General features: G+C 53.1%; 17 protein-coding genes and 3 tRNA genes. 12 read left to right on the top strand and 8 right to left on the bottom strand.

All coding sequences use genetic code 11. The annotated features are described in order from the left end of the window. Position 1: 1 nt before the first annotated feature. On the top strand, positions 2-433 hold the full coding sequence (fliN, locus tag ACOJWD_RS06995; protein WP_486992507.1) for a flagellar motor switch protein FliN: 432 nt from the start codon (positions 2-4) through the stop codon (positions 431-433). Here the strand turns inward: fliN and csrA are convergent. The 8 genes from csrA to ACOJWD_RS06955 form a co-directional block, all read right to left on the bottom strand. Continuing rightward, a complete protein-coding gene (gene csrA, locus ACOJWD_RS06990; RefSeq protein ID WP_486992506.1) occupies positions 369-632 on the bottom strand; it encodes a carbon storage regulator CsrA in 264 nt (87 codons plus the stop codon). The two genes, fliN and csrA, sit on opposite strands and share 65 nt — an antisense overlap. Continuing rightward, complete coding sequence (gene fliW, locus ACOJWD_RS06985) at positions 613-1,071, bottom strand: flagellar assembly protein FliW (protein ID WP_486992505.1); 459 nt, start codon at positions 1,069-1,071, stop codon at positions 613-615. The genes csrA and fliW overlap by 20 nt, the downstream gene beginning before the upstream one ends. Positions 1,072-1,082: 11 nt before the next feature. Then, the gene (locus tag ACOJWD_RS06980; protein ID WP_486992504.1) at positions 1,083-2,009 is read right to left on the bottom strand and encodes a flagellin N-terminal helical domain-containing protein; all 927 of its coding nucleotides are present in this window, start codon (positions 2,007-2,009) and stop codon (positions 1,083-1,085) included. A 19-nt stretch (positions 2,010-2,028) separates the two neighbouring features. Then, positions 2,029-3,507: a flagellar hook-associated protein FlgK gene (gene flgK / locus ACOJWD_RS06975; RefSeq protein WP_486992503.1), complete on the bottom strand. Its 1,479-nt coding sequence runs from the start codon at positions 3,505-3,507 to the stop codon at positions 2,029-2,031. A gap of 15 nt (positions 3,508-3,522) precedes the next feature. Continuing rightward, positions 3,523-3,861 carry a hypothetical protein gene (locus ACOJWD_RS06970; protein WP_486992502.1) on the bottom strand — a complete coding sequence of 113 codons (339 nt, stop codon included), beginning with the start codon at positions 3,859-3,861 and terminating at the stop codon, positions 3,523-3,525. Between the two features lie 8 nt (positions 3,862-3,869). After that, positions 3,870-4,283 carry a DUF327 family protein gene (locus tag ACOJWD_RS06965; protein ID WP_486992501.1) on the bottom strand — a complete coding sequence of 138 codons (414 nt, stop codon included), beginning with the start codon at positions 4,281-4,283 and terminating at the stop codon, positions 3,870-3,872. Positions 4,284-4,363: 80 nt separating this feature from the next. Beyond that, a complete protein-coding gene (locus ACOJWD_RS06960) occupies positions 4,364-4,567 on the bottom strand; it encodes a Spo0E family sporulation regulatory protein-aspartic acid phosphatase (protein ID WP_486992500.1) in 204 nt (67 codons plus the stop codon). A gap of 88 nt (positions 4,568-4,655) precedes the next feature. Further along, positions 4,656-4,886 (bottom strand): hypothetical protein, encoded by a 231-nt coding sequence (locus ACOJWD_RS06955; RefSeq protein ID WP_486992499.1) that lies wholly within the window; start codon positions 4,884-4,886, stop codon positions 4,656-4,658. Positions 4,887-5,051: 165 nt separating this feature from the next. Between ACOJWD_RS06955 and ACOJWD_RS06950 the strand changes: the two genes are divergently transcribed. From ACOJWD_RS06950 to cas2, 11 genes are all read left to right on the top strand, one after another. Further along, positions 5,052-5,128, top strand: a tRNA-Met gene (locus ACOJWD_RS06950). Between the two features lie 2 nt (positions 5,129-5,130). Continuing rightward, a tRNA-Met gene (locus tag ACOJWD_RS06945) sits at positions 5,131-5,207 on the top strand. A 16-nt stretch (positions 5,208-5,223) separates the two neighbouring features. Continuing rightward, positions 5,224-5,299, top strand: a tRNA-Lys gene (locus tag ACOJWD_RS06940). A gap of 734 nt (positions 5,300-6,033) precedes the next feature. Beyond that, complete coding sequence (locus tag ACOJWD_RS06935) at positions 6,034-6,282, top strand: hypothetical protein (RefSeq protein ID WP_486992498.1); 249 nt, start codon at positions 6,034-6,036, stop codon at positions 6,280-6,282. Positions 6,283-6,465: 183 nt separating this feature from the next. Further along, positions 6,466-8,709: a CRISPR-associated endonuclease Cas3'' gene (locus tag ACOJWD_RS06930; RefSeq protein ID WP_486992497.1), complete on the top strand. Its 2,244-nt coding sequence runs from the start codon at positions 6,466-6,468 to the stop codon at positions 8,707-8,709. A 169-nt stretch (positions 8,710-8,878) separates the two neighbouring features. Continuing rightward, positions 8,879-9,592, top strand: coding sequence for a type I-C CRISPR-associated protein Cas5c (gene cas5c, locus ACOJWD_RS06925; RefSeq protein WP_486992496.1), 714 nt, complete (start codon positions 8,879-8,881; stop codon positions 9,590-9,592). Then, a complete protein-coding gene (gene cas8c / locus ACOJWD_RS06920; RefSeq protein WP_486992495.1) occupies positions 9,589-11,322 on the top strand; it encodes a type I-C CRISPR-associated protein Cas8c/Csd1 in 1,734 nt (577 codons plus the stop codon). Before cas5c ends, cas8c begins: the two co-directional genes overlap by 4 nt. Next, positions 11,322-12,290 (top strand): type I-C CRISPR-associated protein Cas7/Csd2, encoded by a 969-nt coding sequence (cas7c, locus tag ACOJWD_RS06915; protein ID WP_486992494.1) that lies wholly within the window; start codon positions 11,322-11,324, stop codon positions 12,288-12,290. The genes cas8c and cas7c overlap by 1 nt, the downstream gene beginning before the upstream one ends. Beyond that, positions 12,290-12,886 (top strand): CRISPR-associated protein Cas4, encoded by a 597-nt coding sequence (gene cas4, locus ACOJWD_RS06910; protein WP_486992493.1) that lies wholly within the window; start codon positions 12,290-12,292, stop codon positions 12,884-12,886. The genes cas7c and cas4 overlap by 1 nt, the downstream gene beginning before the upstream one ends. Before the next feature lie 48 nt (positions 12,887-12,934). Continuing rightward, positions 12,935-13,954 carry a type I-C CRISPR-associated endonuclease Cas1c gene (gene cas1c, locus ACOJWD_RS06905; RefSeq protein ID WP_486992535.1) on the top strand — a complete coding sequence of 340 codons (1,020 nt, stop codon included), beginning with the start codon at positions 12,935-12,937 and terminating at the stop codon, positions 13,952-13,954. Between the two features lie 11 nt (positions 13,955-13,965). After that, the coding region (gene cas2, locus ACOJWD_RS06900) for a CRISPR-associated endonuclease Cas2 (protein ID WP_486992492.1) at positions 13,966-14,215 on the top strand (250 nt) is incomplete at its 3' end.

The following is a 14,215-nucleotide window of genomic DNA, read 5'->3' as shown; positions in this document are numbered from 1 at the left end:
TATGCCAAAGAAGGCCTCACGACTGACGGCTGAAGAGATTGAAGCGCTGGTGGATGCCTCGGACGAGGCCGACACCGAGGTGGACGAATCGGGCGTGGAAGTGAAGAAAGTGGAGTTTATGGAATTGGAAGATCCTGCCGCGCGCAGTAGTCTGCCGGATTCGGTCAACTTTGTGCTGGATGTGCCGATGACGGTCGAGGCGGTATTAGGCACGACTGACCTGACCGTCAAAGATGTACTGGAAATTGGCCCCGGATCGGTCATTGAGCTTGAGCGCGCCTATGGTGAACCGGTAGATTTGTTTCTCAATGGGCGGTTGGTCGCCCGTGGTGATGTCGTGATTATCGGCGAACAGTTTGGGGTAAAAATCACCGAGATTTTGGTGTCCGAGGCGGAAGTGGAGTCGTTGTCGGATTCTCCGCCAGTTTCGTGAGGGCATCAGGAGAAATGGCGTGTGAGGCTTCTTGGTTCTGAGCCTCTGCTTGGACAATTTCTTCACGCATAATGGTAATACTCTTCGGCGCCTCGATTCCCAATTTTACTTGGTCCCCTTGCACCGAGAGGACCACAATGCGGATTTCACCCTCGCCAATCAAGAGGGCTTCATTGACTTTACGGGTGAGTACCAGCATGACTGGGAGCCTCCGACGTTGTTCCCGAGGGCGAGAACAAGGGATATTGAAGCGAATACGGCAAGGATAGCACAAATTGCCCCCCATGGCGGGTTTGCCGATTAAAAATGAGGGGACTCTTGAGATTCATGCTGGGCGGTGCCCCCGTGCCAATGGTGCACAACACTAAAACGGCCCAGTCTTTCGGATCCCCGAGGGCATCCGGTAATTCGTGTACCGGTAATTGATAGTCTTTCACCCGTAATAGCGGATCAATACAAATGAAGGCCAAATCGACGGTACGGATTGACTGCAGATAGAGAAAGGGACTATCGGCTTGGTGCGGCAAAAGAACAAACTGCCGTTCCTGCGGGAATCCTAAAATTTCGTGATCGGCACGGAGAATATCCTGTGGGTGAATCTCGATAGAGCCGTGAAACCGTGTGTCTATTGTGCTCATGTTGTCCCTCTTTACGGATTAATGAAATTCAATAATGACAGTGAGAGAATTTGCGATCCGCTTTGCAAGGCGGCTTGATAGCTATCTTCTTCTTGGGCCAACTGGGTAGTGACTTGCGCCATATTCGCTCCCGACACACTAGCCACACTGGTGCTGAGGTCCGACGACGCATTTTGTAGCTGGGTTATGGAATCTTGTATGCGATTGAGGCGTCCTCCAATGAGGCCTTGGGCACTAGTAAGATTGGTATAGTCTTGCTGGATATTGCTCATCGCTGACTGAATAGAAGACGAGTTTCCCGACTGTAGCGCCGAGGACAGTGCGCCTAAGTCGTTATAGGCCGTTTCGAGATAATTGGTGCCAGAAGCTTGTCCTACTGACTCATAGCCCGTTAAATTCACCGTAATCGTTGTTCCGGCATTAATCGTGTAGGTTTGATTTTGGGATGCGGTAGCATTCCACGAGGAGAGCGTGGTGGGATAGGTGCCATCACTATTGGTGGGGACAGGGGGGGTCTCGTTGTCATACCCTCCAAACAAATAGCTGCCTTCATATTCCGTATTCAACATCTGTCCCAAATTAGTTTGATCCGACGTAATGCTTTGCGCCAGTTCATTCAGATCACTTTGATTGTTAGTGCTATTTTCAGCTTGGGTCCCCGTTTGGATCACTTGATCAAAGAGGCTAATCATATTAGTGAGAACGCCATTGGTCTGGTTGAGCGCGGCTTGTGCGCTATTAGCAGAAGTGGTGTATTGGCTCACCGCCGAGAGGCTGGTATTCAACGAAAGCGTGGTCTCTGCGGCAATGGGATTATTCTCAGGCACGCTGAAGGACTGGCCCGTTGACTCCTCTTGCTGCAAGGTTTGAATCTCCGACTCTTGGTTTTGAATGTTTTGTAATAAGGTGTTAGACAAAATGGTGGGCGTAATCTGCATGGAAAAGGACTCCTTTCAATTAGTTTACCGCTGCTAAGAGACTCGAAATGACAGACTGTTGGGTGGTGATCAGTTTCGCCGCAGCCTCATAACTTTGTTCTTCCTGAATCATGTCGATCGATTGCTGGTTCACATCCACCCCGGTCACTGATTGTAGCTCATTATTCAATGAGGTCAGCGTGTTTTGTCCATTCGTTTCGGAGTTGGTGGCATTTTGGCCGTCTAACCCCACTTGACCGACGAGTGATTCGTAGTATCCCGAAAATGACGTGTTGGACGACGAACCAATGGTTAAGTTCGAGTCATTCGTCAGGGTATTGTAAAGGCTCTGCGCGTTACTGCCGTCGCCAGGGGAGTTCGCCGTGCTTCCGGCGGCAATGTCATCGGGGGTCAAGGCGGGATTAACGGTAATGGTGCCGGCGGTGATGGTGCCAGAACCACTGGATCCCCCCGCGGTAAAAAAGGGGGTGGTGCCCGCTGCCGAGCCGGAGAGCGTATAGCCTGATTCCTGGGCAGTATTGACTTGTTGGGCCAATTGCGACGCCAAGGAGTCCAAGCTCTGCCCGTAACTGGTGAGGTACCCCGGGCTGGTGCTGACGACGGAACTGCCACTTGTGGTCTGCTGATATAAGAGGGCGATATTTCCCGCGAGGGAGCCGGATTGCGACTCCACCGGACTTCCGGTATCCGCCCACGTAGGCTCATTGGCGGTCAGGGTACTCACCCCAGAGGCATTAGTCACGGGGACCTGTTGAACGTTAATTTGATAGGTGGTCTCACCAGTGACGAGCGGATGGGAGCCAATATACACGTCGAGCGAATCCGCCGACCCGGTGGTGTAACTGACATTGGTCAGTTGGCTTAACTCATCGAGCAATTCGCCCCGTTGATCGAGAAGGTCATTCGGTTGCTGTCCTGACGTGCTTACGGTGGCAATCTGCTGATTCAGTTGACTAATCTGAGAGGCATATTGATTAATTTGACTCACGTTGGTGCTAATGTTTTGGTTGATTTGTGTTTCCTCATTCGCCAACGTGGAGGACATACTATTAAATGTGGACGCTAGGGTTTGCCCATCTTGAATGACCGACTCACGCGCGGATTGATCCTCCGGGCTTTCTGATAGCGCAAGTATGCTTTGGCTAAATTGATCCATCATCTCCGCGAGACCGCCCGACTGAGGCTCTTGAAAAATACTCTGCACTTGATTTAGCCCTTGGCTGAGTGCCGTGGCATATCCGACCGCGCTGGTTTGATTGCGAACGCTAGATGACAAAAAGGTGTTGCTAGCTCGAGTCACCGCAGTGACGGTGACCCCATCGCCAATCAATGTGGACGGCATGCTGGCATTAGGAGCTGCAGCGTTTTCAGTGAGGTCGACCGATTCCACATTATATCCAGGCGTTGTCGCATTGGCCATGTTGTTGCCGGTAACTTGTAAAGCTAGTTCTTGAGCCGCAATGGATTGGGCTGCGATACCAAGGATTTCAGATGACATGGTATGCCCTCCTTTCTAGAGATCTATACTGAGCCCCGTGCGCTCGGGCCCGATGCCAAGGAGAGATTTAAGGTAGGAGATATACCCTAAATTTTTCTCTATCAGATCACTCAAATATTTCTCTCGATTGTTCCACAGCACGATGTGACTCTTCAAATCTTGTTTTTCCGCGTCACTCAGCAAACTTAACTCCAAGGTATGCGTTTGCAACCGATTCATCGGGTCAATTTGTTTTTGTAGCAACTCTACCAGATAGGGGGCGTCGCGGCGAATTACGGCACCGATCTTTTCTTCGGTCAATCCTTCTAGTTCGATAAGGTCACCTTTGACCTTAGAGAATATCGTGTTAGCCATGGTGGTCTTCACATCCATAAGTCGACCAACAGGCCACGTATCGCATCAAGACGGCGCGCAATGTGCGTTGCCGGATGCTGCAGCCGAATATCGGTCAAGAGGTCATCCAAGGCCCGATTGACCTGAACAATGTGGACCATCTGTCGAAATCGTCCCTTCGGTGACCAGTACGTTGACGACTTGGCTTGATGACGCTTCAGGGCTTGATTCAACAAATCACGCACGGTATCTAAATATTGGGTGATGAACGAGTCGGTAGGATTATCTAAAACCGCACTCTCTACCGACGATAGCCGATCCCAGAGCAGTTGATCGCTTTGCAAAAGGGTCGACGCCGTGGATTTGACACTGCTCTTATTTAGAGTGATCGCTGGCGTTTCTCTTGTTGTGCTTTCACGTAATGAATTGAGTTCGATCGACATATAAACGCACCACCTTATCCATATTTTACGGTAGGGGTGCGCTTTTTAGGGACTATTAGCGTTGATTTATCCACTTTTTGTCACCCTGTTTGGGTGCTTGCACACGGATTTTTAATCCAATACTGTTGAACGGAGACGATATATTCGTCAATATCCTGACTTATGCGAATGACATCGGGGTCAAGGTTGCCCTTGTGCTGGGCGAGAGCCCACATCTGATACTTCAGCAAGCGGATCTGTTCGATGCGATGTTGGTATTCGGATAGAGTATGAATTGGCGCCATAATAACATGTCCCTCCTTTATGACAGCAGAGACAGTTTATCGTACTTTTAGCTGAAAATACAACAATTTCCATAAAAGGAAGTTTCGACTATTTTCGGGGTGATGTCCACCGTTTCACCCGGTGGCCAACCCAATGCGCGAGGATTTCTGGACTGGAGACTCCGGTGCGCCGCGCTTCGGTTCGAAGTTCGTCGAAGAGCGCGAAAACTTGTTCGCGAGCCGCATCATGTTCGGGGGTGCTTTCGACGCGCAATTGGTATCCGCGATCGGTTCTATCAAGGGCAAATTCGAATCCTGCTAGTCGTGCCTTGCGTTCCATTTAACGACCTCCTCGAACAACTCAAGAGAATGACGATTCTCTATTTAGTGTATCATAGCCGTACGGGCAAATGTGTCGGCAAGAAATCGCCAATGGAGAATTTTTGTTCTTGACACCATCTAGCCAGCCCGATATCATATCTAATGTTCCCAATGACGAGAACATCGCGGGGTAGAGCAGCCAGGTAGCTCGTCGGGCTCATAACCCGGAGGTCGCAGGTTCAAATCCTGTCCCCGCAACCAATGGCGGCGTAGCTCAGTTGGTTAGAGCACACGGTTCATACCCGTGATGTCGGTGGTTCGAGTCCACCCGCCGCTACCACGTAATTTCACAACATGGGCCATTAGCTCAACTGGCAGAGCAGGGGACTCTTAATCCCAAGGTTGCGGGTTCGATTCCCGCGTGGCCCACCATTTGAACCCCGCACCGCACAAGCGATTGCGGGTCTTTTCGTTTTCTGAGGTTATATGGGGAATATGAGGCCATTTTGAGGCCAAACCCTCCATCTTCTGTCTTGCCCTTCCTCCCGGGAGGCTTACTATCTCAGATAGGCAAGATGTTGCAGTGCGTTACGACTCCACCGAGGCATGCACATAGGTTTGCAAAGCAAGGCTGACTTGGTTTGACTCAGCACGTCGGCGATAGCCAGGATGCTGGATCCCGACTCCAGCATGACGATCGCGTGAGTGTGTTGCAAGCTCTGAAGCGGTATATGCTGAAACTCGGCGGCCGCGATCCCTCTCTTGAAATCGCATAGGTTTCGGGGCCGCACCGGGCGGTCCTGCTACGTCGCGACCACCAAGTCCAGGTCTTCTGTATGTAGTCAAACAGAAGTGGTTCACTTTCGCTGACCAAGAATAATATGGTATTTCCATAAGCGAACGTCTGTGGCGCGGATTACCGGTTCGCATGGAACTCGAGGTTCCGGCTTTCGCTGTCGCAATCTGTTCTCCGACTGCTAGATTTTTTGCGAACGGTTGGATCCATGGGTAGGGCTCCCCTTTTGAGGATAGCCACGAGTTCCTGGAAGCGTATAAAATCCCATGGTTGTAGTGCGTGACCATGCGCTCGCCATGCCCCGCTCTTTTTGAAGGACACCGGGAGGATTACGGTCGATATCTACGTGGCGCTTGTACTGTGGCAATGCATGCAGGCCGTGATGCGCCAGAATCAGGCCCGATTGGGGAACAGCCTCCCCTATCCCAATAAGGGGCTGCAGCCCGCTCAGACCACCAAACGCCTGAAAGAAATCCTCACGCCGATTCAAATTCTCCATTGGCGGGACACCCATGGCGAGAAGCACTACAGTCGGAGCGAATTCACCCTCACGCAGCGCCAAGCGCTATTACTTTTAGGCATGGACAGCCGCCAATTTGCACAGGTACCCTGTGGCTAGCAAGCCCAGAATCAGAGGTGCGAAACGTGGGGTGATGGAAATGCCTGAAGCTTCGTGCTGTGATGTGTGGGTAGCAGTACGTCGCAGATGTTCGCGCTGTTAGAGTTGATTACCCGAGTGTGTGGTGTATGGTAGTGAGGAGGAGCGTAATGGTAAGGGTGAATATTATTGGGAGGGAACAGGATGTCCATCTATTGGGCTCACTCGGCTCCTGAGGGTGGAGGAGAACGACAACCGTTGGCAGACCATCTGCGGACAGTGAGTGCCTTGGCGCGTCAGTTTGCCGAGGTTCTCAGCTATGGAGACGAAGCGTCATTGGCGGGCCTCCTGCACGATTGCGGTAAATACGGCGACTTATTTCAAATGAGGTTGGAAGGCAAGGCCCGCAAGGTGGATCATTGGTCGACCGGCGCCTATATTGCGGGTCAGGCCGGAGCGGCCGCGGCGGCGGCTGCCATAAAGGGTCATCACGTGGGTTTGCCCAGCCTTTCCCATCAATTTTTTGCGAGTCTTAAAGATTCCGTCGAGGAACGGGTGGCCCTCCCCGATGGGCGGAAACTGGCTGGACCCCTTATAGACACTATGGACAGGTTTCAAAGCGATGGACTGCATTGGGAGCCGCTGGTGGAAAGCCGACGGGTAATCAATTCGAGTCTTCATCCAATGCAACAAATGCTCGGTATTCGCTTTCTGTATTCTTGTCTCGTTGACGCGGACTTTCTTGACACGGAAGCTCACTTTCTCCAAGACAGGCAAGGTAACAAACAGTTCCGAAATCCGGCACCGTCTTTGGACCCTGACTACTTGTTGACATTGTTAGAGAAGTATGTGGCGAAGCTGGCCCAAGAAGACCAGTCCAGTGCCCAGATGAAGGAACTGCGGCGGACTGTCTATGAAAAAGCAGTGGATGCAGCGGGCTCAGAGAGTCGATTGCGAACCCTGACGGCTACTACAGGGTCGGGGAAGACAATGGCGATGCTGGCGTTTGCGCTCCATCATGCCAAGAAATACGGAAAACGGCGGATTGTGGTCGCCTTGCCGTACTTAAACATTATTGAAGAGACTGTGAAAGCATATCGGGAGGCACTGCCCGGGTTGCCGTGTCAATATATCCTTGAGCATCACTCGCTCGCTGAACGCGACACGGTAGATGACGACGGTAACGCCCGCCTAGCCATGGAAAATTGGGATGCCCCTATTGTCGTGACGACATCAGTTCAACTCCTTGAATCACTCTTTTCGAATCGACCAGGGCGGGCGCGCAAGTTGCACCAGCTGGCAGACAGCGTGATGATTTTGGACGAAATTCAAACCTTGCCGCTACATCTGGTGGTCCCTACGGTCGCCATGCTGGCTGCGATAGGAGACCGGTACCACGCGACTGTGGTATTGGGCACGGCTACCCAGCCTGCATTTGACCTTCTAAGCGGCTCTATCAAACCGTTAACCGGCATTGGATACCAGTCCCATGAGATTGTGCCGACCATTCTCGCACCACCGCTCCGGGTCAACTATTCGTTTCGTGATGCGCCGCAGTCATGGGAAGAGTTAGCCGATGAGCTCTCTCTGCAGCCCACATGGCTTGCCATCGTCAATTTGAAACGCCATGCCCGGGACCTTTCGGAAGCGGTGCAGCACCGCGACCAAGGCCCTCTGTTTCATCTTTCCACCAACCTTTGCTCTAAGCACCGCAGTAAAGTCCTAGAGACGGTAAAAGTCCGCTTCGCCTGCCATCAGCCGGTGCGGTTGGTGGCGACTCAGTGTGTGGAAGCTGGGGTGAATCTTGACTTCCCGGTGCTCTATCGGGCATGGGGACCGCTGGACTCGATCATTCAGGCGGCAGGGCGCTGCAATCGGGGGGGAGGAATGCCAAAGCCCGGAGACGTCGTCGTCTTCCAGCCGGAAGATGACGCCTACCCTCCAGGGCCCTATCGTCAGTTTACGATAGAGGCGCGTAATCTTTGGAAGTCTCGGCCGTCGTTCGATGTGGATGACCCCGAGACCATCCGCTGTTATTGGCAGAGAGTCTATGATACGGTTGGGCTTGAAGATGCATACGGCGACTTAATCAGAGCGGTCCGTACCCTCGACTTTCCTGTCGTCAATGACCTCTATCGGCTGATTGATCAGAAAACGGCTCAGGTCCTGGTCCCGTATCGGGCCGAGATGGGTCTCTACGATGGCCTGGTGACCGAGGCGCGGCAGAGTGGACTTAGCCGAGATTGGATACGGCGGGCGCAACCGTTGTCGGTCGGCGTGTACCTCCCCAAAGATGACGCCGGCGTGAGAAGCCATCTGGAGAACGTGCCGGTCGGCCATGGGGCTGAGGCTAAGGACTCGGATTGGTGGATCTGCCGTGACTCGGAAAACTACGATCCGATATTTGGCCTGACATTGCCGTCAACACTCGGCTTGCTGCAGGGCTAAGGATCTCGTACCATAACATTGCGGCACTGCCGGGGATTGAAATACCTTACTTTATGAAGACACTCCCAATATTATTTTGCGGGAGTGTTCTTTATTGATTGACAATTCGGTTTGGGCGAGTGAAAATATTATAGGCGTCACCTTACTTTATAGTGAAAGGAGTACATGTATGGAGCGTGGTAGTGTTGGGCTCGAGATCTGGGGAGATTTCGCGGTTTTCTCGAGGCCGGAACTAAAGGTCGAACGCTTTTCTTATCCTGTCATCACGCCATCCGCTGCCCGTGGCGTTTTCGATGCCATATATTGGCATCCGCAATTTCGTTGGATTGTGGACCGAATCGAACTGCTGGCCATCCCGCGATGGCTAGGCTTGCGCCGCAACGAGGTAAAGGACAAAGGGCCCAGTGAGAGAACTATTCGGCAATGGAGTGAGGGTCTTGCACCTATTGAGCCACAGTGGGCGGACGGGGACAAGATGTTATTGGGAACCGACGAGAAAGGGCGAACGCAGCGCCAGACCATGGCTCTCGTCAATCCTCACTATCGTGTGTTCGCCCACATTGAGCCCTGGCCGAGCTTTAAGGAGTTTTTGCCGAAGTATGTGGCACAGTTCAGTCGCCGAGCGGAACGGGGACAGTGTAGCTTTCAGCCCAGTCTGGGGTGTCGGGAATTCCCGGCCTATTTCAAACCGGCCCAGCGATCGGACGTACCTGCGCCGATTGCGCTCGACGCCGACTGGGGACTCATGTTGTATGATGTGTTTTCACTGACAGAACCCGGCACTTCGTCCTCCGAGGCTCAAATTCAGATGTTTCACTGCACAGTGCGCCAAGGTGTCATCGAGGTGCCTCACTATACCTCCAAGGAGGTGTTGAGGCGTTGATCCGCGAATTGGTTGAATATGCGGCGACGCATAATCTAGTTGTGCGTCCTGGCTATGCTCCGAAGACAGTCAAGTGGGTCATTGACATCTCGTCCGGCGGCCAGTACTTGGGAATCAATCGCCTTGGAGATGCCACCAATCCCAAGAGCCCTGGCCGATCCTTTCCTGTGGCGCCACACCTAGAGCAACCGGAATTGATTGCGGGAGGGCAGACGCGAACACAGTTTCTGATTGAAGCGGTCGCGATTGTGACGAACGGGCCCGATGACACTGGCAAGATGGCTGCTAAGCACGCCGCCTTTGTTGAAATGCTGGAGTCTGCGGCTGCGACCGTGCCTGAACTGGAAGCGTGGTACTTGTGTCTGGATAATCCCAGCGAGCTCGACCGAATGCGAGAGGACCTCAAGGCGCAAAATGCGAAGTCGAACGACCGCATCACAGTGCGTTGCGGGGACGCATTTTTGGTGTCGCGAACCGACTGGCATGGTTGGTGGGACCGGTATCGCCAAAGCATTCGACCGACAGCCAAGAAAGATCTTGCCGGGCTGTGCATCATCACTGGGGAAACAGGCCCGATTGCGAATACACATCCGAAAATTTCTGGCCTGGTGCCTGTGGGCGGCAGTTCCATGGGAAGTTCTCTGGTGAGCTTTGATAAGGATGCCTTTAGCTCCTATGGCCTCAATCAGGGTGCTAACGCCGGTATGCTCGAGACGGTGGCGGTTGCTTACCAAATTGCCCTGAACACCCTCATTGCTCAGGGCATGACGTTGGCAGGCATACGGGTCGCCTATTGGTACCGGGGGCCAGTAGACCCTGAAGACGACGCAATGGCTGATTTGGGATTCCGCCGTGACGATAGTGCACGTGAGGACCAGGACCTGCAAGAGGCACAGCGAACCCTCTCGTCCGTCAATCGTGGGACGGAGGCGGGAGAGATGGTAACGTCCCAGTCCGTCAATCGATTCTATGTGCTGCTGCTTTCGGGAGTGGCGGGGCGGGTCATGGTGAGAGGATGGTACGAAGGGGCCTATGAAGACCTCAAGCACAATGTGGAGCAGTGGTTTTCGGATTTGAGCATTGTCCGCCCGGACAATAGTACACCACAGAGATTGCCATTGTTTACCTTGCTGGGGCATCTCATGATCGCCGATCGTTCTGTGCCAGCTCCACAAGTGCGACAACTCTGGGAGTCGGCAATTTTGGCTCGCGAGATCCCACGGGCGGTGGCCTACGGGGCGTTGCGTCGTGTCCAGCACGATGTGGTCAAGGGCAACGTGCCGTCGGAAGGATCGTTTTCTCTACTGAAGGCCTACCTTATCAGAAAAGCGAAAGGAACGGTGAGCCCTATGCTCAGCGCATTGAATCCCGATGAACCCGGGGTGGCCTACCAGTTGGGCCGATTGCTGGCGGTAATTGACTCCTTGCAGTCCGCAGAAAATCAGGGATCTAGAGGGATGCTGTCGAGTCGGTATTTCACTGCAGCCAGCACGACACCACTGGTGGTCGTCGGACGACTAATGCGGATGGTGCCCTATTATTTGGCACGGATATCGTCCGATGGTTTGAAATACTGGTACAACAACCATCTGATGGAGATCACGAGTCGCATTCCTGCGGGTCAGATACCGCAGCGATTCGGTTTTGAAGAACAGGCGACATTTGCATTGGGATACTACCATCAAATGGCCGACTTTCGCTCAGGACAGAAAAAGGAGGATAAGAACTAATGGGAACGATCACCAACCGATATGATTTCTTGTATTTGTTCGACGTAGAAAACGGCAACCCGAATGGAGATCCTGATGCCGCGAATATGCCTCGACTGGATCCAGAAACTCTTCAAGGACTGGTGTCCGATGTCGCGATTAAAAGGCGGGTGCGAAACTATGTACAAATCGCTCGTGGCAATCAGCCGCCTCATGCCATTTTTGTGGAGCACGCAACCAATTTAAACACCAAAATTATGCGGGCTCATGAGGAAACAGGCGATGGGGCAGTGCCAGAAAAGAGCGCCTCCAAACGCCGCGTATTGGAGGCGCGTCAATGGATGTGTCAAACCTTTTATGACGTACGCACGTTTGGCGCGGTGATGAGCACAGGCCCGAATGCTGGACAAGTCCGTGGCCCCGTTCAACTTTCTTTCTCGCGATCGATTGAGTCAATACTGCCGTTGGACATTACCGTCACGCGTGTTGCCGTAGCAGATGATGTGACTGGGAAAAAGTCGTCCGCAGAATTGCAGCAGTGGGAACTTGATCACGAGGAGATCAAACTGAGGACGATGGGTCGCAAGTCCATCGTGCCTTACGGACTTTATGTCGGGAAGGGCTTTGTCAGTCCCCACTTTGCAGATACATCGCATGGCGGTACAGGCTTTAGTGAAGATGACCTCGAACTCTTTTGGGAAGCAATGCTCAATATGTTCGAACAGGATCGGTCGGCTAGCAAGGGAGTGATGACCCTGCGCCGCCTATTCATCTTCAAACATGTGGGAACCGATTCCAATCTCGACCAGCGCAAGCGTCAGGCAGCGCTAGGATGTGCTCCGGCACAGGCACTGTTAGAATTAGGAGAAGTGGTGTCGATCGCACGAAAGGACGCGGTCGAATATGCGCGTCGGTTTAGCGACTATCGTATTGAGGTTCGTGAGGATAAGATGCCACGCGGGGTTGAGCTTATCACCATGGGGGCGTAATGGCCAGTCAGAACTTGTGGGTGGCCATTTCGGCTCTGAATCACTTTGTCTATTGTCCGCGACGATGCGCCCTGATCCATCAGGAGCAGGTGTTTGAAGAGAACCGATATACCACTGAAGGACGACAAGTGCATGTGCGCGTCGATGAAGGCATGGCACGGGACGTCGGGCTGCCGATGGAGGCATCGGTGCGGATTTGGTCAGACACACTGAGACTGACGGGAATCGCTGATGTTGTCGAGTGGCACGGCCCTGTTCCCTATCCGGTGGAATACAAGCATGGGCGGCGCCAACAGTGGGTCAACGACGATGTGCAACTCTGTGCGCAGGCGCTGTGCCTGGAAGAAATGTTGGGAATGGAGGTGCCGGCCGGAGCTATCTATCATGCTGCCAGCCGGCACCGGCGAGAGGTGATCTTTACGAGCGAGATCCGCGATGTGACGCGAGATATGGTTGGGAAGGTCAGACAACTGATGGCGTCGGGCACGATCCCGGCTCCCACATCTCACAGGGAGCGTTGCCCCCATTGTTCACTGATCGATATCTGTCTTCCCGATGCGTATGGTCGCGCGGAATTGCCATGGCTGATCGATTAGCAAAGGACTATCGTGACAGTCTTCGAGAAAAGGGGGACAGCCGTATTGATGATCCAAAACACGCTGTACTTGACCACCCAAGGCGCTTACGCGCACCTTGACCACGAAACGGTTGTGGTAGAACAGGGTGGCACAGTGCTCATTCGTGTACCGCTGCACCATTTGGGATCTTTAGTGGTTCTTGGTAATGTGCTTATTAGTCCGTTCCTCATTCATCGCTGCTCTGATGATGGCATCTCTATTAGTTGGCTCACGGAGTACGGGCGGTTTAAGGCACAGATGCGCCCTTCAACACGAGGCAGTGTGCTATTGAGGGCTGTTCAGTACGAGACCATGAGGAGTAGAGGAATACCGATTGCTCAAAGGATGGTGTGGGCAAAGATCTTGAATCAACGGCAAGTCTACATGCGCGCGGCACGAGAAGCCTCTGACCTGTCGTTAAAAGAACATTTTTCTCGGATTGCGCGCGGTCTCTTAGTGCTGTCCCGGATGATACCGAAAACCACAGACATGAATCGATTACGGGGGCTGGAGGGGATGGCGGCTCGGGCATATTTTCAGTCCTTCAGCTTACTTATTGGCCGCAATGCCGAGGGGTGGGCAATGAGGGGACGTAATCGCCGACCGCCGCGGGATGGCATCAACGCATTGTTGTCCTTTGGATACGCGTTGCTAAGGTCGGAGTGTCAAAGCGCGTGCGACACAGTAGGCCTGGATCCTCAGATAGGCTTTCTGCACGTGTTGCGCCCAGGTCGATCGTCTCTGGCCCTCGATCTAATGGAAGAGCATAGGGCTCACTATGTGGATCGGCTCGTATTATCTCTAGTCAACCGTGGCCAAATTCGCCCGTCAGATTTCCGTGCAACTATTGGCGGAGGTATGGAGATGGAGGACAAAGCACGCAAGACCTTTTTGGCGGCCTACCAACAGCGAAAGCAGGATACACTTCGTCACGAGGCTATCCAACAGACTATTCCATTGGGGGCCATACCCATGGTACAAGCCAAGCTGTTGGCTCGGCACTTGCGTGGAGACATGGCTTCCTATGAACCATTTGTGTATCGATAGGAGGGGTTGGCGTGGATATTGTAGTTGCATACGATATTCGGACAGACACAGCAGCAGGACGTCGTCGCCTTCGAAAGGTGTCTCAACAGTGTCTCAACTATGGGCAGCGCGTACAGTATTCTGTGTTTGAGTGCCGGGTGGACGATGTTGCGTTCGCTCGCCTTCGCGCAGGCCTAGAAGATATTGTCAATCCTCGAGAAGACAGCTTGCGCATTTATCGTATTGACACCAAAGTTACATGGACGCACGGAATTGACCGTT

This window comes from Sulfobacillus sp. TH-112, assembly GCF_057473405.1.
Note: the sequence above shows the minus strand (reverse complement) of the source record. Positions and strands in the feature narration are given on the sequence as shown.